Below are 21,178 nucleotides of genomic sequence, written 5' to 3'. Positions count from 1 at the left end.
AATGACACATCCTCACGGCATGCTGTTCGTCGCCACCAACGTCGCCGCTGAAAACGAAGCTGATTTCAATCAATGGTATGACCATGAACATGTCGCCGAGCGCGTCGCCATTGACGGCTTTCTCAGCGGCACGCGCTATCAGGCGCTGGATGCTGAACGCAAGTACCTCGGACTGTATGAAACCCGCTCGCTGGAAACCTTCACCAGCGCCGATTACTACGCTGCCTTCACGCGCCAGACGCCGTGGTCGGTAAAGAACCTGGAGCGGATGATCAAACCGATGCGCCGCGTGTGCGCCATCACCCAGCAGCACGGTCAGGGCAGCGGCAGCCACCTTGCGGTGCTGACGCTACAGGCTGGCATTGAAACTGCAACGCTCAACGCCTGGCAGCAGCAGGTTGCCACGGTGCCGGGCTATATCGCCTCGCGCTTACTCACGCCGGACACCACGCTGAGCACGCCGTTGCCGCAGGAAGATCGGGCGCAGCGCGCCATGCGGCCAATGCTGCTGCTCAGCTGTTCGTGCGCCGATGCCTGCCAGACACTGGCGGCCGCCGCGTCACAGGCGCTCAATGCCCGCGCTGAATTTTATGCGCTTAGCTGGCAGCTCACTAAACAGGAGATGGCTCATGGCGAATACTGATTCTACTCTGCCGCACGCCGCGCGTGCCGCAGCAGGAAAAACCCACACCGGCCGTCTGGCTGCGGCCAGCTCCATCGGCACCGCGCTGGAGTGGTATGACTTTACCGTTTACAACATCATGGCGGCGCTGGTGTTTAACCATGTGTTTTTCCCCAGCTTCGACCCGCTGGTCGGCACCATTCTGGCGTTTTCAACTTACGCAGTGGGTTATGTGTCGCGTCCGGTGGGCGGTTTTATCTTTGGCCATCTCGGGGATGTCGCCGGGCGCAAGGCGGTCTTGATCACCACGCTGGTGATCATGGGCGTGACCACGGCGCTGATGGGCATGCTGCCCGGTTATGCGCTGTGGGGCATCTGGAGCCCGATTCTGCTGGTGGCGCTGCGCTTTGTGCAGGGCATCGCGCTGGGCGGCGAATGGGCCGGCGCGGTGTTGCTCTCCATGGAGCACGGCGAAGCCAGTAAGCGCGGGCGTAACGCCTCGTTCGCCCAGGTCGGGCCTTCCTGCGGCACGCTGATTGGCACCGGATTTATCACTTCAGTGACGTTGTCACTCAGCGGCGAACAGTTTCAGGAGTGGGGCTGGCGCATCCCGTTCCTGCTCAGTCTGCTGCTGGTGATGTTTGGCCTGTGGCTGCGGCGCGGCGTGGAAGAAACCCCGACTTTCGTGGCGATGCAGCAGGCGGAGAAAACCAGCCACACGCCGCTGAAAGAGGTGTTCCTGCGCTATCCACGTGAACTGCTGATCGCCGGCGGCTCGCGCATCGGCTCTGATGTGCTGTACGCGCTGGTGGTGGTGTTCACCCTGACATACGTCACCACCGTGTTACAGCTGCCGCGTCCGCTGGCGCTGATGGCGACGATGGTCGGCGCGATTGGCAACGCGTTGACGGTGCCGCTGTTTGGCGCGCTGTCCGACCGCCTTGGCCGCCGTCCGGTGTACATTGCCGGCGCGCTGCTGGCTATCGTCTGGTCGTTTGTGTTTTTTGTTCTGCTCGACAGCACCCAGCCGTGGCTGATTGTGCTGGCGGTGGTGATTGGCCTGCTGATTCACGCCATGATGTACGGTCCGCAGGCGGCGTTTGTCACCGAGCAGTTCCCGAGTCACGTGCGCTATGCCGGTTCATCACTGGCTTATACGCTGGCCGGCATCATCGGCGGCGGTTTTGCCCCGCTGATCATTACCTCGCTGTACAAAGAGCTGGGCAGCACGCTGTGGGTGTCGCTGTACGTGACGCTGGCGCTGGCGATCACCCTGTTTGCCTTATGGAAAGCCAAAGAAACCGCGCACCAGTCGCTGTAATCACCTCTGGCGAAGGATCGCCACCTTTTATTAAATATTCATGTGCAGCGCCGGTTCACTCTGCGGCGGCTCGGTGGAGATTTGCGGCAGCGGCAGCGGTCGTCCGATGTAGTAACCCTGAATGGCATCGCACGCCAGCTCCTGCAATTGCGACATCTGCACCGGCGTTTCCACGCCTTCCGCGGTTACCGACAGGGAATAGGCTTTGCCGAGTCCAATCATGTTTTCCACCACCTGGCGCGCCTGGGGCGAATCGGCCAGCGGAAAAATAAAGGATTTATCGATTTTGATGCCGTCGAACGGGAAGGCGCGCAGGTAGCATAGCGACGCATAGCCGGTGCCAAAATCATCAATCAGAAATCTCACCCCCAGCGCTTTCACCGCCTGCATCACCGCCAGGGTTTTATCCGGATCGCTCAGCAGCGCGTTTTCCGTGACTTCAATTTCCAGCCGCTGGCTCGGCAGACCGCTGAGCTGCAGCACCCGGGTGATGCGTTCGGCTAAGGCGCTATCCTGCAATTCGCTGGCGGAAATATTCACTGAAACCGCCATTTCCGGCCGGTAACGGGCGATATCCTCGCAGGCATTAAGCAACACCCAGTCGCTCAGTGCGCTGATCAGGCCGGTCTCTTCGGCCAGCGGAATAAACTGATCGGGCATCAGTAAGCCCAGCCGCGGATGCTGCCAGCGTACCAGCGCCTCGACCGCGCTGATGCGCTGCGCGATCAGGTCATAGCGCGTCTGATAGACCAGCCGCAGCTGGTTCTCCTGCAGCGCTGCGCGCAGCTCATGCTCCATTTCGCGCCGCTGCACAATTTTCTCTTCCATGTCACGGTCGAAAAATATCCACTGGTTGCGGCCGCTGTTTTTCGCTTTATACAGGGCGATGTCGGCGAAGCGCAGCAAATCGCTGGCGTTGTCGGCATCCTGCGGGGCCAGCGCGATGCCGAGACTGCCGCCGATGTGGATGTCGTTGTCGTACACCGGGAACGGCAGATTGAGCTGGGCGATGAGCTGCTGACACAGCGCGTCGACCTGCTCGCGGCTGCCCGCCTCCGGCAGAATCACCACAAACTCATCGCCGCCGAGCCGCGCCACCAGGCCGTTGCCGTTGAGCGTGCGCCGGATACGATCTGATACCGCATGCAGTACCTGATCGCCCGCCGCATGACCGTAGAGATCATTGACCGGTTTGAATTTATCCAGGTCGATCATAATCATCGCCAGCAGCGGCTGCGCCGGCAGCGGCAGGCTCAGCTGCCCCGTGAGAAATTCGCGCATCTGCACGCGGTTGGCCAGTCCGGTCAGTTCATCGAAGTGCGACAGATAGTGCGCGCGTGCCTGCGCTTCAACTTCCAGCGTTACGTCGCTGGCGCTGCCGCGAAAGCCGCTGACGCCGTGCGCCAGGCTGACGCGCTTGAGGGTCAGATTGCAGTAGCGCGGCTGATGCTGGGCGGAGAGATAGCGGCAGCCGTTCAGCGTGAGCTGACCGCCCGAGTCTGCCAGCTGCAAAAGCCGGGCGCGCTGGTGTTCATCGCACAGCAGGAAATCCAGTAGCGTGCGCTGCAGCCACTCCTCGCTGGTAAACCCGGTGACTACCGGGAAACGGCCGGAAACCCAGCTGAAGCGCAGCTGGTCGTCCATCTCCCAAATCCAGTCGGTGGTAATTTCGGCGATATCACGAAAGCGGCGTTCGCTGGCGCTGAGCGCCCGCTGGCTTTGCGCCAGCAGCAGCGTATTTTCATCATTGAGCTGCGCCTTACGCAGCGCGTTGCGCATCAGCATGATGGCACCATAAAGCGTAATCAGCATGGCGATCACCAGCAGCGGCAGCAGGGCGGTCAGCAATTTACCGCCGGGGTTGCTGCTGGTCCAGCGCAGCGTGGCGTCATGGCCGTCGGCGGCGAGGCGCAGACTTTCCGCCACTGGCGCGCGGGGTGCAGCGAATTCCACCCGCAGTGCGTTGATGCCGTACTCGTGCCCCAGCTGCTGTAATTTTTGCGGCGTCAGGCGATCGGCAAAGATCATCAGCGATGGCGCACCGGGCACCTGCGGCACGCTGTTATCGCCACCGGTGGTGATCCATGCCGCGCACACCAGCACCAGTTGCTGGTTTACCACCACAAAGCGCGACAGCGCCTTACCGTCATTGTGCTGTAACTGCTGACGCAGCGCGGGCAGTTGCTGGCGACCGAGCCAGTCGGTGAAATTGCGTTGCTGCAGCTGACCGTCGATCACGCTGTAAACCGTATCGCCGCGCGGCGCGATGACAAACACGCCCTCGTAGGCAAAGGTCTGGAACAGCGACTCACCCAGATTCTGCCGCGTCCACGCCCAGTCAGTATTCAGCGTGCGGTGCAGGTTTTGATAGGCTTCGCCCCATTCTGCATTATCGGAGAGGTGAAACTGCATCACTTCCTGACGCGTCTGCAACGCCTTCTCCAGCAACAGGCGGTTTTGCCGCGCCTCCTGCTGATTGAGATCGCTGGCGATAAAGCACAGCGTCACCAGCGCCACCACAAAGGAGAGAAAAATCAGCAGCACCATCAGCAGCATCGGCTGGCGCATCAGTCCGCGCATCCGACCATCGGTCGGGAAATCCATCAGTGAACGTTTCGCCATCATAGACTTATCACAAACCAGTAAAATGATATTTCATAAGTACGTTATGAGTATCGGCATGACTGCGCCGAACCTGGGCGAAAAAGTAAAAAAAGCGTGAGCGGAGCGGCAAAAACAGATCGCATATTCGGCCAGGTGCCCGACGATGCCGTGGCGCAATCAGATCTGCATAAAGTGTGTTAATAACAGGCCCTGCCGCTGCGTTTGCGCCGGTGCAATACGGCGAATGCCGGTAAACTTTTCCCGTTGCGCTAATAGCTTAGTGTTTATTTCATACTGATGACGATAAATATATTACAGCCATAATTTATCAGAGCGTGATTTAACGTTAAGGACCTGAATAATTTCCTGGTTGAATGATGATGCGTTATCCAGGACTATTCTTGTTGAGTGTAAATCTTTGTCAGTGCTAATTTGCTGGAACCCATCTGCTCCTCTTTCCAGAGACCACTTATGCAACCACGTATCACGCATCTTGATGGCATGCGCGGATTAGCGATCCTGCTGGTGATTGCTTATCACGCCTATGCCCGTTGGCCCGAACTGTTGCCGTATGCCGCCACTACCCAGCATATTCCGCTGCTGGCATTTGGCTGGGTTGGCGTGCAGTTGTTTTTTATGATCTCCGGCTTTGTCATATTTATGACGCTGGATAAATCGTCCGGCTACCTCAGCTTTCTCAAAAAACGCTGGCTGCGCCTGTTTCCGGCAATGCTGATAGCCAGTCTGCTGCTGTACGTTGCCGGCGGCTTTTTCCCGGAGTGGTCGCTGATGACACTGGAAAGCCGCAACCTGCTGCCCGGTCTGATATTTATTAATCCTGAGACGCTGACGCAGCTCACCGGCATTGAATTCCGCTCCATGGCCGGATCGTTCTGGTCTCTCTATGTTGAAGCGCTGTTTTATCTGATTATTGGCGCGGTTTATTTCACCCTCGGACGTAAATATTGTCTGCCGGCGCTGATTGTGCCGATGTTATTACTTTCCGCCTCATCGGTATTGAAATCACTCGGCCATCCGTTATTAATCGATGTCATTTCAAAATTCGGTTTTATTCACTATGCCTGGTTTATGGTCGGCTGTCTGGTTTATGAACGTCTGCACGGGCGCGATAAACGTTATCACTACGCACTGACCGCGCTGGCCTTGCTGATTAATTTCAGCTTCTACGTTAAAAACAGCGGCGTGGTCGCCGTGGTGCCGCTGCTACTGGTAATGCTATTTTTTATCGCCAGCTTTTATTCCAGACAGATTGAGCGCTGGCTTTCCCTGCGCTTTTTCACCGCCATCGGATTTGTCAGTTACGCCCTGTATCTGATTCATGAAAATTTAATGATCGCGATATTGATTAAGCTTAATGGCTATATCAAAAATGAGGCGGTGATGACGATGCTGCCGGTGGTGGTGGCCAGCGTACTGTATTACGTTGCCTGGCTGATCAGTAAATATGCCGAACCGGCGCTGCGTAATGCGCTGAAGTGGAAGCGGCAGCCCGCGCCGCAGGCGGGCAGCGGGCTATAAACGCGCGGGAGCCAGCGCTCCCGCTTGAGCTGTCACACATCCAGCCGGTGAATGACGTTCACAAACTCGTGTACGCCACTGTTGATTTCCCGCAGGCTGCGCGACAGCACGCTGATCTTCTCCTGTTCGGTCACCACAAATTGCCTGACCTCATCCAGCTGCTGATACATCTGCTGGATCAGGTCGGCATTTTGCTCCACGACCACGGAAATCTGTTTAGTGGCGCTGGCGGTCGAGGCCGCCAGACGGCGTACTTCACCTGCCACCACGCTGAAGCCACGTCCGGCCTCGCCGGCACGCGCTGATTCAATCGCGGCATTCAGTGCCAGAATGTTGGTCTGTGAGGCAATCAGGTTGATGGTTTCCACCACGTCGCTGATGCTCCTGGCCGAGGCGGTGAGTTGCGCGCCAATTTCGGCGGCGGCATTCACCTGCTGCGCCACCAGCCCGGAGTTACGCACCGTTTCATCCAGCACTTCATTGGCGTTATCGGTAATTTGTGAGGTCTGCTCAGAGGTGGTCAGCGCGATATCTGCCACGCGCTTCGCCGCCTCGACGCGCGCGGTGATATCCGAGGCGATCTTAATCACTTTGTAGACCTTACCGTCGCCGTCAAATACCGGGTTGTAGCTCGCCTCCAGCCAGATGCGCTCGCCGCTGGCGGTCTTGCGCTCAAAGCGACCGACAAAATGCTGACCGTTGCCGATTTTGCGCCAGAAGTCCGGATTCTCGCGGTAAAAATTGTCGAAGCAGAACAGGCGATGATGCTGGCCGGTAATGGCTGGCAGGGTATAGCCCATGTGGGTGAGGAAGTTGGCGTTGGCGGTAATGATGTGACCGTCTGGCGTGAATTCAATCACCGCCATCGATCGGTCCAGCGCCGTTATCACCGCCTCTTTATGCTCCAGCTCCTGATGGCGCGCAGTGATGTCGCTCGCGACCTTGATCACTTTGTACACTTTGCCGCGCTCATCGCTCACCGGAAAATAGGTCGCGCTGAGCCAGAAGCGCTGATGCTGCTTGTTGAAACGCTCAAAAATGCCGTTCACCGATTCGCCGGCGGCCAGCGTTTGCCAGAAGGCGTAATAGCCGGATGACTGGCTGTAAGCAGGGCTGCAGAAAATCCGGTGATGCTGTCCCTGAATTTCATGCAGCTGATAGCCGGTGACCTGCAAAAATTGTGCATTGGCGCTGAGGATTTCACCGGCCGGTGAAAACTCAATCCACGCAACATACTGCTTTATCGCTTCAATATCCTTAGCAATGTCGCCACTTTTGGCAAATGGCAGAGAAAGGCTCGATTTTTTCACCCCGAACATGAGAGACCTCAGGCGCTTGGTATGCTGTTGAACGAAATGCAGGCGCAGATGCGCGCATGCTAACGCATTCGGCGCGTCCAGTGGACGGCACCGCATGATTTCCCCGGTTGTCCATTACAGCCGTGCCACAGGCACCGGCTGCTGTCTCGCTGCGCACCGATGTGCGCAGGTGGGGTGTGTAATGGTGTTACCTGCCTGATGTTGTTACAGCGCAAGCTGAAAGCTGTTTTTGCTATGCAACTTTGATTATCGACCGTGGCGTTAAAAATGTGAGAAAAAAGTGATCAACGCCGCGCGTGCGGGTAAGAAAAGTGCCCAGCGGACTTGTTAAAAGATGCATGTTAAATGTATGTTAATGCCCGAGACGTGACGTAATCAACGCCCGATAACGGCCTGGAGAAAAACCACCATGACGACCGCGCTGTGCCAGCTGTTAAAACTGCAGTATCCGCTGATTCAGGCACCGATGGCCGGTGTCGCCACGCCGCAGCTGGCCGCAGCGGTATCCAATGCCGGGGCGCTGGGATCGATTAGCGTTGGCGCGGCGACACCGCAGCAGGCGGCAGAGATGATTGCCCACACCCAGGCACTGACGCGTGGCCCGATCAACGTCAACGTATTTTGTCACGCGCCGGCAAGGCGGGATGCCGCGCGCGAGGCGGCGTGGATCAGCCGGTTCAGTCCGCAGTTTGCGCAGTACCAGACGGCGCTGCCGCCAGCATTAACGGAGATCTATCAAAGCTTTTTGCACAACGAGGCGATGCTGACGGTGCTCGAGCAGGCGCGGCCGGCGGCGGTCAGTTTCCATTTCGGCCTTCCCGATGCCACGGCCATCGCCCGGCTAAAGCAACGTGACATTGTCACGCTGGCGACAGCCACCAGTCCGCAGGAAGCGCGGGCAATTGCGCGCAGCGGTATCGATATCATTGTGGCGCAGGGTTATGAAGCCGGTGGCCATCGCGGCCATTTTGATCCAGGCGCGCCAGACCAGCAGCTTTCGACCGTTGCGCTGGTGCAGGCGATTCGTCAGCACACCGCGCTGCCGGTGGTGGCAGCGGGTGGCGTGATGGACGGTGCCGGCATCGCGACGATGATGAAACTGGGTGCCAGCGGTGTACAGCTCGGTACGGCGTTTGTGCTGTGTCCGGAATCGGCGGCCAGTGCGGCCTATCGTCGCGCGCTGCTGGCAGCTGGCGAGCGCGGCACGGTAATGACGGCGGCCATCTCCGGGCGTCAGGCGCGCTGCGTGCGCAACGCATTTTGTGAATTGTGCCATGACGTAACGCCGGAGGAGATTCCCGACTATCCGCTGACCTATGCGCTGGGAAAAGCCCTGGCGGCGGCGGCAGCGGCGCACGGTGAGGACGGCTTCGGTGCGCAGTGGGCCGGTCAGGGCGTGGCGCGAGTGCGCGCGCTGCCGGCGGCACAGCTGGTGGAGACGCTGGTTGCAGAGTGGCAGCAGGCATAAAGCAGGCTGCTGCCACATAGTGTGTAACGTTACAGGCCGAGCGCGCGCGTTACCGCTTCCGGCATTGACGGACGCCCATTGGCGAGACAGGTGGCGACAAACGTGGCCTCGGCATACACCACGTCGTCGACCTTGATTTGCTGCACGAAGTTCACGCGATTGCGCTTCTCATTCTGCTCCAGCGCGCAGGTGACTTCCACCTTATCGCCTTTCACCAGGCTCTTGCGGAAGCGCAGCGTGTACTCCAGCACCATGTAAATCTTGCCCTGACTGAACTCTTCTTCAATGTCGATACCCAGCGCCTCGCGCATGTAAGCGTGGCGCGTCCACTCCATGTAAAACGGGTAGTACAGCCCGTCGACCACGCCCTGAAAATCGATATGGCTTTCATCTACGTCATAGTGCTTTACGAACATTTTTGCATCCTGATAAGCGCGTTACGCGGTGAGGCAATGGGTATACCGCAGAATGACGCCGCGGGAAAACGGCAAGATGTTGCAAAGTAATTCCACTGTCGCCTGGCGGAATGAATGCTGGTATTTTCCCGTGCTGCAGCAGAAACTGACAGCTGCATCACATATCCATAATCAACTGGCTACCTTTTTGTGACAAATCACGCAGCCCGGACACATTTTTCTGCGCAGGGTCGCGCGGCCAAACATAATGGTTTTACTATGTACACACATGTTGTACAGAGTAAAACAACAACACTGGCCGATTTGCGTTAAGCCATGACTCTGTGAGGAACCCTATGTCTGACAAGATAACCCGCGCGGCCGCTGTGCCCGATATTGAGCAGCAGACCGTAAAACGCGTCATCTGGCGCATTCTGCCGTTCCTGATCGTCTGCTATCTGATCGCCATTATCGATCGCGGCAACATCGGCATGGCGTCCCTGCAAATGAATGAAGATCTCGGGCTGAGCAAAGCGGTGTTTGGCCTGGCAAGCAGCCTGTTTTTTGTTGGCTATTTTCTCTTTGAGGTGCCAAGCAACCTCGCGATGCAGAAGATTGGCGCCAAAATCTGGATTTCGCGCATCATGGTGACCTGGGGCATTGTCTCGGTGTGCACCGCGTTCGTCAGCAGTGCGGAAATGCTGTACGTGCTGCGCTTTCTATTGGGTGCCGCCGAAGCCGGCTTCTTTCCCGGCGTGATCCTTTATCTGACTTACTGGATTCCGGCGAAATACCGCGCGCGCGTGATTGCGACTTTCATGGTGGCGATCCCGGCAGCCAACTTTATTGGCTCGCCGATCTCGGGCGCAATCCTGACGATGGACGGCTGGTTCGGCCTGCGCGGCTGGCACTGGCTGTTTATCATCGAAGGGTTCCCGGCGATTGTGCTGGGCGTGCTGGCTTTCTTCCTGCTCAGCAACCGTCCGGAAAATGCCCACTGGCTGACCAGTGAACAGCGCAACTGGCTGAGCGGCAAACTGGCCGAAGAGAATGCACAGCGTAAAGCGATTGGTCATATCACCCTGTGGCAGCTGCTGCGCCACAAGCATATCTGGGTGATGGCGCTGATTTACGCCGGCGCGTCGGCAGCGGGTTCGACGCTGAGCGTCTGGTCACCGCAGCTGCTGAAATCATTTGGCCTGGATAACTTCACCACCGGTTTGATGAATGCGATCCCGTACGGTCTGGCATCGATTCTGATGATTGTCTGGGGCCGCAGCTCTGACCGCAGCGGTGAGCGTCGCTGGCACACCGCGCTGACGCTGTTCCTGATTGCCGGTGGACTGCTGGCGGCGTTCCTGACCGATACGCTGGCGGGCAGCGTGGTGATTCTGTCACTGGTGCTGATTGGTGCCTACTCGATGAAAGGGCCGTTCTGGGCGCTGGCCTCGGGCTGGATGTCCTCAACCACCGCAGCGGCCGGTCTGGCTGCTATCGGCGCGATGGCCAACCTGATTGGTGGCGGGCTGATGGTGAACGTTTACGGCATCATCAATGAGAAAACCGGCAGCCATGCGATGGCGATGATTCCTCTGGCGCTGCTGTGCGCGGCAGGCGGCATTGCGGTATTGCTGATGGGACGCAGCAAAAAGCTGCACGTTGAAGCGGAACAGCCGGTGGCCAGCACCGGGAAATAATCACATGAGCCTGTGCCAGGGAGGGCATGCATCTGGCTTATCACGTCTGCCGTTATCCTGCTTTCATCCTTTAAAACATCCGTTTCCCGATGCGCCACAGGCACACCGGGAAACGCGGCGTTATTATCTCTTCTCAGCGTTGCGCTGGCGCCACGGATCTTTCACCATGGCGACCGCCAGGGCGCCAATCATCAGGACTGCCGCCACCGCCAGCAGCGCCCACATAAAGCCGCCGGTAGACTGACGCACATAGCCGATCAGCGACGGGCCGAAGAAGCCACCGAGATTACCAATCGAGACAATCATGGCTAAGCCGCCAGCCGCGGCATTGCCGGTTAAAAAGCCGGAAGGCAGCGCCCAGAAGGAGGCCTGAAACGCCAGAATACCGCTGACGGTGCAGCACAGCGCCAGCATTTTGATCACCGGCGCATCGCTCAGCGCGCTGCACATCAGGGCGAAGGCGGCGATCACCAGCGCGCCGCTGATCCAGCGAATACGGTGCGCTGATGCATTAGCGCGGCGCGCCCACAACAGCATGCTCACGGCACCGCAGACATAGGGCAGCGCGGCAAGAAAGCCGGTTGCCGTATGGCTCACACCGAGCTGTTTAATGATCTGCGGCATCCACAGTCCCACGCCGATCGAACCCACAATGCCGCAAAAGTTAATAAACGCCAGCAGATACAGCAGCGGATTGCGCAGCGCGTCGCGCATCTGGGAACCGTGCGTTGCCGCGATTTGCTGCTGCTCATCGGCCAGCCGGCGGCTCAGCAACTGCTGTTCACGCGGCGCCAGCCAGCGCGCTTTCTCCGGCCGGTCGCTCAGCACAAACAGGCACATGACGCCGAGGATCACCGCCGGTAAGCCTTCAATCAACAGCAGCCACTGCCAGTTACGGATATGCTCATGGCCGGTGATCTGCATCAGCGCGCCGGAAATCGGTGAGCCGATGATATTGGCCACCGGAATGCCGACCAGGAACGCGGCGGTGATTTTGGCGCGCCAGCTGCCGGGGAACCAGTAGGTAAAGAACAGATAGATGCCGGGGGTAAAGCCGGCCTCTGCTACGCCGAGACAGAAGCGCGCAACGGCAAAGCTGACGGGGCCGCTGATGAACGCAGTCGCCATCGAAATCAATCCCCAGGAAATCATGATGCGCGCGATCCAGATGCGCGCGCCCACTTTTTGCATGATCAGGTTGCTGGGAATTTCAAACAGGAAATAGCCGATAAAAAACATGCCTGCGCCGAAGCCAAACTGTTCGGCGGTGATGCCGAGATCGGCGTTCATGCCCAGCGCGGCAAAGCTGACGTTGGTGCGGTCAAGGTAGCTGACCACATAGCAGATAAAGATAAACGGCAGAATGCGACGAAAGGCTTTGGCGGCCGCCTGCTCACTGTCCTGGAAATCCTGTTCGCTGAGCGTTTCATGGCGGGGTGGCACCGCAGCCGGCTGAGCCGGCGCAGGGCTGGATGTTGAGTGCAGGGTCATAGTAATCTCCGGTGCGTTCGGATGACGCAGAGTTGTAGTCAGAGAAACGAGGTATCGATGGCCGGCAATGCGCGGCCTGGCGTGTTCTGGGTGCAGGTCAGGATGCTGCCGCTGACCGATTCGGTGATAAACAACTGGTTAAGGTCGGCCCCGCCGAAGCACAGGTTGGTGGTGGAACGACCCAGCGGACTGAGCAGAATCTCTTCCGGTTCAGCCAGATCGTTAAGGCGCCAGACGCGCCCGAGGCCGGGATTGGCGATCAGCAGTTCGCCGCGCTGATTGATGGTCAGCCCGTCCGGGCCGCTGGGTCCGTGCGAGGTAAAGAACAGTCCGACTTTGCTCACCGAACCATCCGCCAGCAACGGCACGCGCCACACGCAGTTGCCGCGCGTCATCGCCACGTAGAGGATTTTCTCATCCGGCGACAGAACCAGCCCGTTCGGGCTCGGGCAGTTATCCAGCAGCAGATCCAGCCGGCCATCCGGGCTGAGCCGATAGACGCGTCCGCTGGCATCGTGCAGCCCGGTCTGGCCCTGATCGGTGAAATAGAGATTGCCGCGACTGTCAGGCGTTAAATCGTTGATGCCGCGAAAGCTTTCGCTGTTACGCCGCGTCAGCCACGGCGTGATAGTGGCGCTGCTGATTGACAGCTTCATCAGGCCGTTACGGTAATCTGTGATGATCAGCGTGTCCGGATCGGTCAGCTTCATGCCGTTGGGCTCACCATCATACTGCACCACCAGCTCCCAGTTGCCGCTCATATCAACGCGAAAGATGCGGCCATAGGGAATGTCGGTGACATACAGACAGCCTGAGGGATGCCACACCGGGCCTTCGAGAAAGGAATCGGTAAGCTGGCCGCCGCGATTGGCGGCAGCCCAGACATTGCCGGCGTCCGGCCGGCGAAACGCTTCCGGCAGGCGCGAAAACAGCGTTAACTCGCGCACTTCCGGTACGGTGAGCACGGTCATGATACCGCCTCCTGCTCCTGCAGAACCTGCAACGCGTTGCGCGCGGCGCCGGTGCCCATGCGCACGTAAGCATTGTCGCTCACGCCGCCAATGTGCGGCGTAATAATCACGTTGTTGAGCGACTGCCACAGATGCGGTGCAGTCAGCGGCTCGCTGGTGAAGCTGTCCAGCCCGGCGGCACGCAGCGTGCCGTTTTGCAGCGCGGTCGCCACCGCCTGATCGTCAATCAGTCCGCCGCGCGCGGTGTTGACCAGAATCGCGCCAGGCTTAAAACGGGCGAGGGCGGCCGCGTTGATCATCTGGTGATTGCTGCCCGTCAGCGGACAGTGCAGCGACACCACATCGGCACGGCTGTACAGTTCATCCAGTGATTCAACCGCTTCACAGCCAGCCGGCAAGGTTTGCGCATAAGGATCGTAGGCCAGCACCTGCATACCGAAGGCCTGGCCAATGCGCGCCACGCGGCTGCCGATGGCGCCCAGGCCGACCAGGCCGAGCGTGCGTCCTTCCAGCTCCAGCGATTTATGCTGCGCTTTATCCCAGTGTCCGTCGCGCATCCGGCGGTCCAGCTGCGGCACGGATTTAGCACAGGCGAGGATCAGCGCCCAGGCATGCTCCGACACGGCAGCGGCATTGGCACCCACTGCCGCGCGGACCGCAATCTGGCGTTCCGCCGCTGCCTGCTGATCGATAACGTCGATACCGCTACCGTGCTTGGAGATCACGCGCAGCGCCGGCGCGGCGTCCATGATGCGCCCGTTGATTATGCCGTAGCGCACAATGATCGCCTGAGGGTTATGGCGCTCACACAGCGCGATCAAATCGGCTTCCTGCGGCTGGCGTCCGGCATAAATCAGCTGATAGTCCTGCAGCAGCTCGACGGCTTCAGCAGCCAGGTCGCTGCCGGTGATGAGGATCGTTTTTACGTTGCTCATTACAGAGATTCTCCTTCTGCTAACATACCCGCCGCGCGCAGGGCACCTTCCAGCCAGCCCGGACGCAAATCGCCCTGCTTAATACCCGCGATGCGGCGCGTTTCGGCGTCCAGCTTCTTCGCCGCCAGGGCAATGATGCGTTCCACATCCTGTTTAGCGATCACCACCACGCCATCGGCATCGCCGACCACCAGGTCGCCCGGCTCAATCGACGCACCGGCCACCGACACCGGATGGTTCACGCGTCCGGGAATACTTTTGGTGGGGCCGCTCGGGTTGAGGCCGGCCGCAAACACCGGATAGCTGCCCTGCGCGAGGGCGTCAGCATCACGCACCGCGCCATCAATGATGATGCCGGCGATGCCGGACGCTTCGGCCTGGGTTGCCATGATTTCACCCAGCAGCGCGCAACTGATGTCGCCTTTGCCGTCTACTACCAGCACATCACCCGGCTGGGCGATAGCCAGCGCCGCGTGAATCGCCAGGTTATCGCCCGGACGCACTTCCACCGTGATGGCCGGCCCGGCGACTTTCATCTGCGGCGACAGCGGCTTAACGCGGCCATGCAGGGTGCCGCGACGACCGGCGACATCGGCCAGAATCGCCGCCTGGAATGCGGCGGCCTGGCTGACGGACAGGGCGCTGACGCGCTCAATGTTGCGGTTGATCAGGTTATTTGCAGAGACAGACATAATTCACCTCGTGGTTTGTTTTACCTGGTACAACAATGTTGTACAATATAAAACAACTATATCGACGATCTGACGCTGCATGCCAGTGTTACGAAGGTGTTTGTGATGTAAACACGATGTGACTCACAGTTTTCAGGTACACTCAGGACGGCACAAATCAGGAGGAAAAAATGGGAAATGAAGGCGTTAATGCGGTGGAGAAGGCGTTGTCGCTGCTGGATTGTTTCAAGCCGGGCGAAGAGAGCCTGTCGCTGACTGCGCTGTCGCAGCTTTCCGGCTATCACAAAACCACTGTCTATCGTCTGATGAACTCGCTGGAAAGGATGGGCTATGTGGTGCGCAGTGACAGCGGGGTCTACACGCTCGGCCCGCGTCTGTTATACCTCGGTAAGCTTTATGAGCAATCATTCCATCTGGCCAGCGTGGTGCAGCCGGAATTGCAGGCGCTGGCAACGGCGACCAACGAGAGTGCCAGCTGGTACGTACTGGATAACGGCCAGCGTCTGTGCCTGTTTCGTGCTGAATCGTCTGATGGCCTGCGTCATACGCGCCTGCCGGGGACGATTTTTCCGCTCGATAACTCAGCCATCAGTAAGGTGCTGCGTTTCTGGGGCATGAATGAAAATCTCTTCGATGCGCTGCCGTCGCTGCCAATATTCAGCTCAGGCGCGCGCGATCCGCACATCGCGGCCTTTGCCGTACCGGTATTCGCCGAAAATGATCGGCTGACCGCTGCGCTGGCGCTGACCGGCCCGGTTTCGCGTCTGACGCTGAATCGTAAAGATGAAGAGTTAGGCGTGTTGATGCGCGAAGCGGCTGCACGCCTGTCAGCCAAACTGGGCGCGCGCAAGGCATTTTGTGATGCGGTTTATGCGGCTAAATAAGGCTGCGCATTAATCACTCACCGGCGGGCCAGCAGGCCTGCCGCACTCCTTCGGATTTTTCAAAGCAACACCTCAGTTAATGCTGTTTTCCCTGCTGCGCTAAGCCCGGTATACCTTGCGGAAACCAATTAAACGCTGGCAGGCATCATGAGCACCCATACCCGCATCCGCAAATTCAACACCAAAGATACCTATCCTAATCAGTCGCTGGACAACGACCTGTGTCAGGCCGTGCGCGCCGGCAACACCGTTTACGTGCGTGGCCAGATTGGCACCGACTTCGAAGGCAACCTGGTGGGGCTGGGCGATCCGGCAGCGCAGGCCGAGCAGGCGATGAAAAACGTGAAGCAACTGCTCGAAGAAGCGGGCAGCGACCTGTCGCACATCGTGAAAACCACCACCTATATCATCGACCCGCGCTATCGCGAGCCGGTGTATCAGGTGGTCGGCAAGTGGCTGAAAGGCGTGTTTCCCATCTCCACCGGTCTGGTGATCTCGGGACTGGGCCAGCCGCAGTGGCTGATGGAGATCGACGTGATTGCGGTAATCCCTGACGACTGGCAGCCACAATAAGGAGCGCCGCATCATGACGTTATCGATTGTTGGACGCTGCGCGCAAACCGGCCAGCTGGGCATTGCGGTCAGCTCGTCGAGTATTGCGGTCGGCGCACGCTGTCCGTGGCTGCGCGCCGGCGTCGGCGCGGTCTCCACGCAGAACATCACGCTGCCGGCGCTGGGCCCGCGTATCCTTGATCGGCTGAGTCAGGGCGAGACGGCGCAGCAGGCGCTGCAGTGCGGCCTTGCCAGCGATGACTTTTTTGATTATCGCCAGCTTACGGTGCTGGCGGCCGACGGCAGCAGTGCCTGCTTTAGCGGAACGCACACGCTGGGGGTGAATCACGCGCTGTGCGGCAGCGACTGCGTGGCGGCCGGTAATTTGCTGGCGAATCCCGAGGTGATTGCGGCGATGGTCAGCGCGTTTGCGCAGCAGCCGGGCGAACTGGCCGCACGGCTAATCGCGGCCATGCAGGCCGGGATGGCCGCCGGAGGCGAAGCCGGGCCGGTTCATTCGGCGGCACTGGCAGTGGTGGGCGAACCGTCGTGGCCGCTGGTTGATCTGCGCGTTGACTGGACGGAGGGCGATCCCATCGCGGAACTTCATCAGCTGTGGCTGGCCTATCAGCCGCAGATGCAGGATTACCTGACGCGCGCGCTCAATCCCACGCTGGCACCCCGTTACGGCGTGCCAGGAGATGAATAAGCGTGAGGAGACGCGATGCTGACCAGCCGTAACCTGCTCGAACATCTGGTGGCTTTCGATACCACCAGCCGCGAATCCAATCTCGCGCTGATCGATTTTTGCTGGCGCTACCTCAGCGGGCTGGGCGTGACCTGTGAACTGATGCACAACGCAGAACGCAGCAAGGCCAATCTCTATGCGCGGCTCGGGCCAGCCGGCAGCGGCGGGGTAATGCTATCGGGCCACAGCGATGTGGTACCGGTTGATGGCCAGACGTGGACGATGCCGCCGTTTGCGCTCACCGAACGTGACGGCAAGCTGTACGGACGCGGCACGGCAGACATGAAAGGCTTCCTCGCCTGCATGCTGGCCGCCGTGCCGCATTTTCTCTCCCAGCCGCTGCGTCAGCCGCTGCATCTGGCTATCTCCTATGACGAAGAGGTGGGTTGCCTCGGCGTGCGCTCGCTGGTGAAGGCGCTGGCGCGGCGCAGCGATCGACCGGCGATCTGCCTGATTGGCGAGCCGACAGAACTGCGTCCGGTGCTGGGCCACAAAGGCAAGCTGGCGATGCGCTGCGAAGTGCAGGGCGCGGCCTGCCACTCGGCGTACGCGCCGCAGGGCGTTAATGCGATTGAATACGCCGCCAAGCTGATTCAGCGCTTAACCGTCATCGGTGAACGTCTGGCGGCGCCGGATCGGCAGGATGCGCGCTTCGATCCGCCATTTACCACCGTGCAAACCGGGGTGATCCACGGCGGACGCGCGCTGAACATCGTGCCTGACGCCTGCAGTTTTGATTTCGAAGTGCGCACGCTGCCGCAGGAGGATGCGCAGCAGGTGGCAGAGGAGCTGGTGGCGTATGCGCAGCAGACGCTGGAGCCGCAGATGCGCGCGGTGCAGCCCGCCAGCGCCATCCGCTTCTCGCCGCTCAGCGCCTATCCAGGACTGGATACCGCCGCGCACAGTGCCGCGGCACAGCTGATTGCCCGGTTGAGCGGCAGCGACAGCTTCGGCACCGTGGCGTTTGGCACTGAAGGCGGACTGTTTGCCGCCGCCGGCATCCCCTGCGTGGTGTGCGGTCCCGGCAGTATGGAGCAGGGCCATAAGCCCGACGAATTTATCACCCTCGCACAGCTGGACGCCTGTGACAGCCTGTTACGCCGGCTGGCGACCTGGATGTGCGAATGAACCCGCGACGAGCCACCCCGTCCGAATCCGGAGATTGTATGGTCAGTGCAGAAGTAACCCCGTTTCCGCAGCCGCTGTCATCGGCACCGCATAAGGCCAACGTGGCGGTGCAGCTGGATGGCGTCCTGAAGCGCTTTGGTGATGCCATCGCGCTGCATAAAATTTCTCTCACCATCCACGAAGGTGAGTTCATTACGCTGCTCGGCCCGTCCGGCTGCGGTAAAACCACGTTGCTGAACCTGATGGCCGGCTTTGCCGAAGCCGACGGCGGTGAGATTTTTATCGATGGCGACCTGGTGACAGAAATCCCGCCCTATCAGCGCGAGATCGGCATCGTGTTTCAGAACTACGCGCTGTTTCCGCACATGACGGTGGAGAAAAACGTCGGCTACGGCTTGCGTATGCGCGGCGTGCCGAAAGCGGAAATCGCCGAGCGGGTCGGGCAGGCGCTGGCGCTGGTGAAGCTGGCGGGTTACGCCCAGCGCAAGCCGCGTGAACTGTCCGGCGGGCAGCAGCAGCGCGTGGCGCTGGCGCGTGCGCTGGTGATTCGCCCGAAAGTGTTGCTGCTGGATGAGCCGTTCTCCGCACTGGACAAAAATTTGCGGTTATCCATGCAGGTCGAGCTGAAAGCGATTCAGCGTAAACTCGGCGTGACCACGGTCTTCGTCACCCACGATCAGGGCGAAGCGCTGAGCATGAGCGACCGCGTGGTAGTGATGTCGGCCGGTCACGTGCGCCAGATTGGGCCGCCGGATGAGATCTATCGCCGCCCGCAGGATCCGTTTGTCGCCAGCTTCGTCGGTGACGTGAATATTCTGCCGGGCCGCTACGCCGGCCGCGACACCAGCGCGCTGCTGGAGCTGGGCGGCAACACGCTGCGCCTGCCGGCCAAACGGGTGCAGGCCAGCGTCGGCGACCGGCTCGATGTGTATGTGCGTCCGGAAAATGTGCAGCTGGCGCCGCTCGGTCCGCAGGCGCTGCTCAGCGCCACGGTGCTGACGCATGTATTTCAGGGCGATCACGTTGACGTGCACCTTGATATCCCGGCGCTCGGCAGTGCCTCACTGTTTGCCCGTCAGTCCGGACTGGACGCGCTGACGCGCTGGCCGGTCGGCAGCGTGGTGGGGCTGACTTTTGATGACGAGGGCGTTTGCGCCTTCGCCAGCGACGCACAGGGTTAACGCATGGCAACGGAAACCATGACGGCGATCATCGCCGCGCAGTCGGGTGGTGCAGAGGTGCTGACTGCGGTGCAGCGTCCGGTGCCGCAGCCGGGACCGGGCGAAGTGCTGCTGCGCGTGGTCAGCGCAGGGGTTAACCGGCCTGATATTCTACAGCGCAACGGCATGCCACCGCCGCCAGGCTGCAGCGATATTCTCGGGCTGGAAGCGGCGGGCGTCATCGTTGCGCTCGGCGCAGGCGTCAGCGAACTGCAGCCGGGCATGGCGGTGATGGCGCTGCTGAGCGGCGGCGGTTATGCACAATACTGCGTGGCGCGCGCCGACCTGTGCCTGCCGGTGCCGGATACGCTGCCGCTCAGCCACGCGGCGGGTTTTCCCGAAGCCGCGTTTACCGTCTGGCACAACCTGTTTGAGCTGGGGCGTCTGAGGCCGGGCGACTGCGTGCTGATTCACGGCGCGGCCAGCGGCGTGGGCACGCTGGCGATCCAGTGCGCCCAGGCTTGTGGCGCGCGGGTGATTGCCACCGCCGGCGGTGCGGAAAAAATTGCCGCGCTGCAGCAGCTGGGCGTGTGGCGCGCCATCGATCGCCATAGCGAAGATTTTGTGGAGGTGATTCGAACGCTGACCCGGGAACGCGGCGTGGATGTGGTGCTGGATAACGTCGGCGGCGACTACATTGCGCGCAACCTCAGCGTGCTGGCAGCGGGCGGGCGGCACGTCAGCCTCGCCTTTATGCAGCGGGCCACGGTGGAAATCGATTTACAGCTGATTATGCGCAAAGGCTTAAGCCTGACCTCTTCCACGCTGCGACCGAAAAGCGCGGCGGAAAAAGCGCGTCTGGCGCAGTGCGTGCGCGCCCATCTGCTGCCTTTACTGGCCGCCGGGCGCATCACGCCGCGGGTACACCAGCTGTTGCCGCTGACCGCAGCCGCGCAGGCGCACCGTATCCTTGAAGCCAATGCCAATATCGGCAAAGTGCTGCTCCAGCCGGACGCGGAGGCCACGCCATGATGGAACTCTATTACGCATCTACCTCGCCTTACGTGCGAAAAGTGATGGTGTGCGCGCAGCTGCTGGGTCTGGCGCCGGAGACCACCCTGCTGGCGTCGGCGGCGCACCCCATCGAGCGCGATGCGCGCATTGCCGCGTTTAATCCGCTGGCTAAAGTGCCGGCACTGCGCACCGAACAGGGGCTATGTTTGTACGACAGCCGGGTGATCTGCGAATACCTTAACCAGCGCGGCGCGGGCCAGCTGCTGCCGGCAGACGGCGAGGCACGCTGGCTGTGCCTCACGCGCCAGGCGCTGGGCGATGGACTGCTGGATGCCGCGCTGCTGGCGCGCTACGAAACCAGCGCTCGTCCGCCCGAAAAGCAGTGGTCAGCGTGGCGTGACGCGCAGCTGACTAAAGTGGCGGCAGCGCTGGCGGCCATTGAGCAGCAGGCGGAGGCGTTCAGCCGCACGCCTGACGATCTCGGGCTGATCGCCATCGGCTGCGGATTGGGCTACCTGGACTTCCGTTTTGCTGAACTCAACTGGCGCGCCACGCATCCGCAGAGCGCCGCCTGGTTTGCCCTCTTTGACGCGCATCCGGCGATGGCCGCGACGCGCCCGCACCTGTAACGGAGCCGC

The 21,178-nt window shown here is 60.3% G+C and carries 19 protein-coding genes; 12 read left to right on the top strand and 7 right to left on the bottom strand.

Features of this window, described 5'->3' with window-relative positions:
* The first annotated feature begins 1 nt into the window (after window position 1).
* Window positions 2–643 (top strand): DUF4286 family protein, encoded by a 642-nt coding sequence (locus tag F3J36_RS06570; protein ID WP_166719256.1) that lies wholly within the window; start codon window positions 2–4, stop codon window positions 641–643.
* Entirely contained in the window at window positions 630–1,943 is a 1,314-nt protein-coding gene (locus tag F3J36_RS06565) for an MFS transporter (protein ID WP_166719255.1), read from the top strand. The genes F3J36_RS06570 and F3J36_RS06565 overlap by 14 nt, the downstream gene beginning before the upstream one ends.
* Window positions 1,944–1,973: 30 nt before the next feature.
* Here the strand turns inward: F3J36_RS06565 and F3J36_RS06560 are convergent, their stop codons facing one another.
* Window positions 1,974–4,568, bottom strand: a complete 2,595-nt coding sequence (locus tag F3J36_RS06560; RefSeq protein WP_305848952.1) for an EAL domain-containing protein — start codon at window positions 4,566–4,568, stop codon at window positions 1,974–1,976.
* A 450-nt stretch (window positions 4,569–5,018) separates the two neighbouring features.
* Here F3J36_RS06560 and F3J36_RS06555 point away from each other — a divergent pair, with 450 nt between their 5' ends.
* Entirely contained in the window at window positions 5,019–6,086 is a 1,068-nt protein-coding gene (locus tag F3J36_RS06555; RefSeq protein WP_166719254.1) for an acyltransferase, read from the top strand.
* 32 nt (window positions 6,087–6,118) lie between these two features.
* Here the strand turns inward: F3J36_RS06555 and F3J36_RS24350 are convergent, their stop codons facing one another.
* Complete coding sequence (locus F3J36_RS24350; protein WP_166719253.1) at window positions 6,119–7,405, bottom strand: PAS domain-containing methyl-accepting chemotaxis protein; 1,287 nt, start codon at window positions 7,403–7,405, stop codon at window positions 6,119–6,121.
* A gap of 409 nt (window positions 7,406–7,814) precedes the next feature.
* On the opposite strand from F3J36_RS24350, the gene F3J36_RS06545 reads away from it, so the two are divergent.
* Entirely contained in the window at window positions 7,815–8,873 is a 1,059-nt protein-coding gene (locus F3J36_RS06545) for a nitronate monooxygenase family protein (protein WP_166719252.1), read from the top strand.
* Between the two features lie 29 nt (window positions 8,874–8,902).
* On the opposite strand, the gene F3J36_RS06540 is transcribed toward F3J36_RS06545, so the two are convergent.
* Complete coding sequence (locus F3J36_RS06540; protein WP_166719251.1) at window positions 8,903–9,289, bottom strand: thioesterase family protein; 387 nt, start codon at window positions 9,287–9,289, stop codon at window positions 8,903–8,905.
* A gap of 335 nt (window positions 9,290–9,624) precedes the next feature.
* On the opposite strand from F3J36_RS06540, the gene F3J36_RS06535 reads away from it, so the two are divergent.
* Entirely contained in the window at window positions 9,625–10,965 is a 1,341-nt protein-coding gene (locus F3J36_RS06535) for an MFS transporter (RefSeq protein ID WP_021509507.1), read from the top strand.
* Window positions 10,966–11,088: 123 nt separating this feature from the next.
* Here F3J36_RS06535 and F3J36_RS06530 read toward each other — a convergent pair whose 3' ends face one another.
* Genes F3J36_RS06530 through F3J36_RS06515 form a run of 4 tightly spaced genes read right to left on the bottom strand, consistent with a single transcriptional unit; the run spans window position 11,089 to window position 15,054 of the window.
* Complete coding sequence (locus tag F3J36_RS06530; protein WP_166719250.1) at window positions 11,089–12,456, bottom strand: MFS transporter; 1,368 nt, start codon at window positions 12,454–12,456, stop codon at window positions 11,089–11,091.
* Window positions 12,457–12,494: 38 nt separating this feature from the next.
* Window positions 12,495–13,427 carry an SMP-30/gluconolactonase/LRE family protein gene (locus F3J36_RS06525; protein ID WP_166719249.1) on the bottom strand — a complete coding sequence of 311 codons (933 nt, stop codon included), beginning with the start codon at window positions 13,425–13,427 and terminating at the stop codon, window positions 12,495–12,497.
* The gene (locus tag F3J36_RS06520; RefSeq protein WP_166719248.1) at window positions 13,424–14,362 is read right to left on the bottom strand and encodes a hydroxyacid dehydrogenase; all 939 of its coding nucleotides are present in this window, start codon (window positions 14,360–14,362) and stop codon (window positions 13,424–13,426) included. The genes F3J36_RS06525 and F3J36_RS06520 overlap by 4 nt, the downstream gene beginning before the upstream one ends.
* Window positions 14,362–15,054, bottom strand: a complete 693-nt coding sequence (locus F3J36_RS06515) for a diguanylate cyclase (RefSeq protein ID WP_021509503.1) — start codon at window positions 15,052–15,054, stop codon at window positions 14,362–14,364. The genes F3J36_RS06520 and F3J36_RS06515 overlap by 1 nt, the downstream gene beginning before the upstream one ends.
* A 170-nt stretch (window positions 15,055–15,224) precedes the next feature.
* On the opposite strand from F3J36_RS06515, the gene F3J36_RS06510 reads away from it, so the two are divergent.
* The 7 genes from F3J36_RS06510 to F3J36_RS06480 all read left to right on the top strand — a co-directional run bounded on the left by F3J36_RS06510 (window position 15,225) and on the right by F3J36_RS06480 (window position 21,169).
* Window positions 15,225–15,938 (top strand): IclR family transcriptional regulator, encoded by a 714-nt coding sequence (locus tag F3J36_RS06510; protein WP_021509502.1) that lies wholly within the window; start codon window positions 15,225–15,227, stop codon window positions 15,936–15,938.
* Between the two features lie 147 nt (window positions 15,939–16,085).
* Window positions 16,086–16,511 (top strand): RidA family protein, encoded by a 426-nt coding sequence (locus F3J36_RS06505; protein WP_021509501.1) that lies wholly within the window; start codon window positions 16,086–16,088, stop codon window positions 16,509–16,511.
* Window positions 16,512–16,524: 13 nt separating this feature from the next.
* A complete protein-coding gene (locus tag F3J36_RS06500; RefSeq protein ID WP_166719247.1) occupies window positions 16,525–17,199 on the top strand; it encodes a DUF1028 domain-containing protein in 675 nt (224 codons plus the stop codon).
* Window positions 17,200–17,214: 15 nt separating this feature from the next.
* Complete coding sequence (argE, locus tag F3J36_RS06495) at window positions 17,215–18,366, top strand: acetylornithine deacetylase (protein ID WP_166719246.1); 1,152 nt, start codon at window positions 17,215–17,217, stop codon at window positions 18,364–18,366.
* A gap of 38 nt (window positions 18,367–18,404) precedes the next feature.
* Entirely contained in the window at window positions 18,405–19,547 is a 1,143-nt protein-coding gene (locus tag F3J36_RS06490) for an ABC transporter ATP-binding protein (protein ID WP_166719245.1), read from the top strand.
* Window positions 19,548–19,550: 3 nt separating this feature from the next.
* The gene (locus F3J36_RS06485; RefSeq protein ID WP_166719244.1) at window positions 19,551–20,558 is read left to right on the top strand and encodes an NAD(P)H-quinone oxidoreductase; all 1,008 of its coding nucleotides are present in this window, start codon (window positions 19,551–19,553) and stop codon (window positions 20,556–20,558) included.
* Window positions 20,555–21,169: a glutathione S-transferase N-terminal domain-containing protein gene (locus F3J36_RS06480; protein ID WP_166719243.1), complete on the top strand. Its 615-nt coding sequence runs from the start codon at window positions 20,555–20,557 to the stop codon at window positions 21,167–21,169. The genes F3J36_RS06485 and F3J36_RS06480 overlap by 4 nt, the downstream gene beginning before the upstream one ends.
* Window positions 21,170–21,178: the final 9 nt, after the last annotated feature.

The sequence above is a fragment of the Pantoea sp. Cy-640 genome (genome assembly GCF_011752635.1).
Classification (GTDB): domain Bacteria; phylum Pseudomonadota; class Gammaproteobacteria; order Enterobacterales; family Enterobacteriaceae; genus Pantoea; species Pantoea dispersa.
This window is presented reverse-complemented; position numbering and strand designations above follow the sequence as displayed.

Excerpts from the sequence above, each read along its gene's own strand:
- F3J36_RS06510 (WP_021509502.1), top strand. The coding sequence starts at position 15,225 with ATGGGAAATGAAGGCGTTAATGCGGTGGAGAAGGCGTTGTCGCTGCTG.
- F3J36_RS06545 (WP_166719252.1), top strand. The coding sequence starts at position 7,815 with ATGACGACCGCGCTGTGCCAGCTGTTAAAACTGCAGTATCCGCTGATT.
- F3J36_RS06485 (WP_166719244.1), top strand. The coding sequence starts at position 19,551 with ATGGCAACGGAAACCATGACGGCGATCATCGCCGCGCAGTCGGGTGGT.
- F3J36_RS06505 (WP_021509501.1), top strand. The coding sequence starts at position 16,086 with ATGAGCACCCATACCCGCATCCGCAAATTCAACACCAAAGATACCTAT.
- F3J36_RS06525 (WP_166719249.1), bottom strand. The coding sequence starts at position 13,427 with ATGACCGTGCTCACCGTACCGGAAGTGCGCGAGTTAACGCTGTTTTCG.
- F3J36_RS06480 (WP_166719243.1), top strand. The coding sequence starts at position 20,555 with ATGATGGAACTCTATTACGCATCTACCTCGCCTTACGTGCGAAAAGTG.
- F3J36_RS06560 (WP_305848952.1), bottom strand. The coding sequence starts at position 4,568 with ATGATGGCGAAACGTTCACTGATGGATTTCCCGACCGATGGTCGGATG.
- F3J36_RS06555 (WP_166719254.1), top strand. The coding sequence starts at position 5,019 with ATGCAACCACGTATCACGCATCTTGATGGCATGCGCGGATTAGCGATC.
- F3J36_RS06535 (WP_021509507.1), top strand. The coding sequence starts at position 9,625 with ATGTCTGACAAGATAACCCGCGCGGCCGCTGTGCCCGATATTGAGCAG.
- F3J36_RS06540 (WP_166719251.1), bottom strand. The coding sequence starts at position 9,289 with ATGTTCGTAAAGCACTATGACGTAGATGAAAGCCATATCGATTTTCAG.
- F3J36_RS06530 (WP_166719250.1), bottom strand. The coding sequence starts at position 12,456 with ATGACCCTGCACTCAACATCCAGCCCTGCGCCGGCTCAGCCGGCTGCG.
- F3J36_RS06490 (WP_166719245.1), top strand. The coding sequence starts at position 18,405 with ATGGTCAGTGCAGAAGTAACCCCGTTTCCGCAGCCGCTGTCATCGGCA.
- F3J36_RS06570 (WP_166719256.1), top strand. The coding sequence starts at position 2 with ATGACACATCCTCACGGCATGCTGTTCGTCGCCACCAACGTCGCCGCT.
- F3J36_RS06520 (WP_166719248.1), bottom strand. The coding sequence starts at position 14,362 with ATGAGCAACGTAAAAACGATCCTCATCACCGGCAGCGACCTGGCTGCT.
- F3J36_RS06565 (WP_166719255.1), top strand. The coding sequence starts at position 630 with ATGGCGAATACTGATTCTACTCTGCCGCACGCCGCGCGTGCCGCAGCA.
- F3J36_RS06500 (WP_166719247.1), top strand. The coding sequence starts at position 16,525 with ATGACGTTATCGATTGTTGGACGCTGCGCGCAAACCGGCCAGCTGGGC.
- F3J36_RS24350 (WP_166719253.1), bottom strand. The coding sequence starts at position 7,405 with ATGTTCGGGGTGAAAAAATCGAGCCTTTCTCTGCCATTTGCCAAAAGT.
- argE (WP_166719246.1), top strand. The coding sequence starts at position 17,215 with ATGCTGACCAGCCGTAACCTGCTCGAACATCTGGTGGCTTTCGATACC.
- F3J36_RS06515 (WP_021509503.1), bottom strand. The coding sequence starts at position 15,054 with ATGTCTGTCTCTGCAAATAACCTGATCAACCGCAACATTGAGCGCGTC.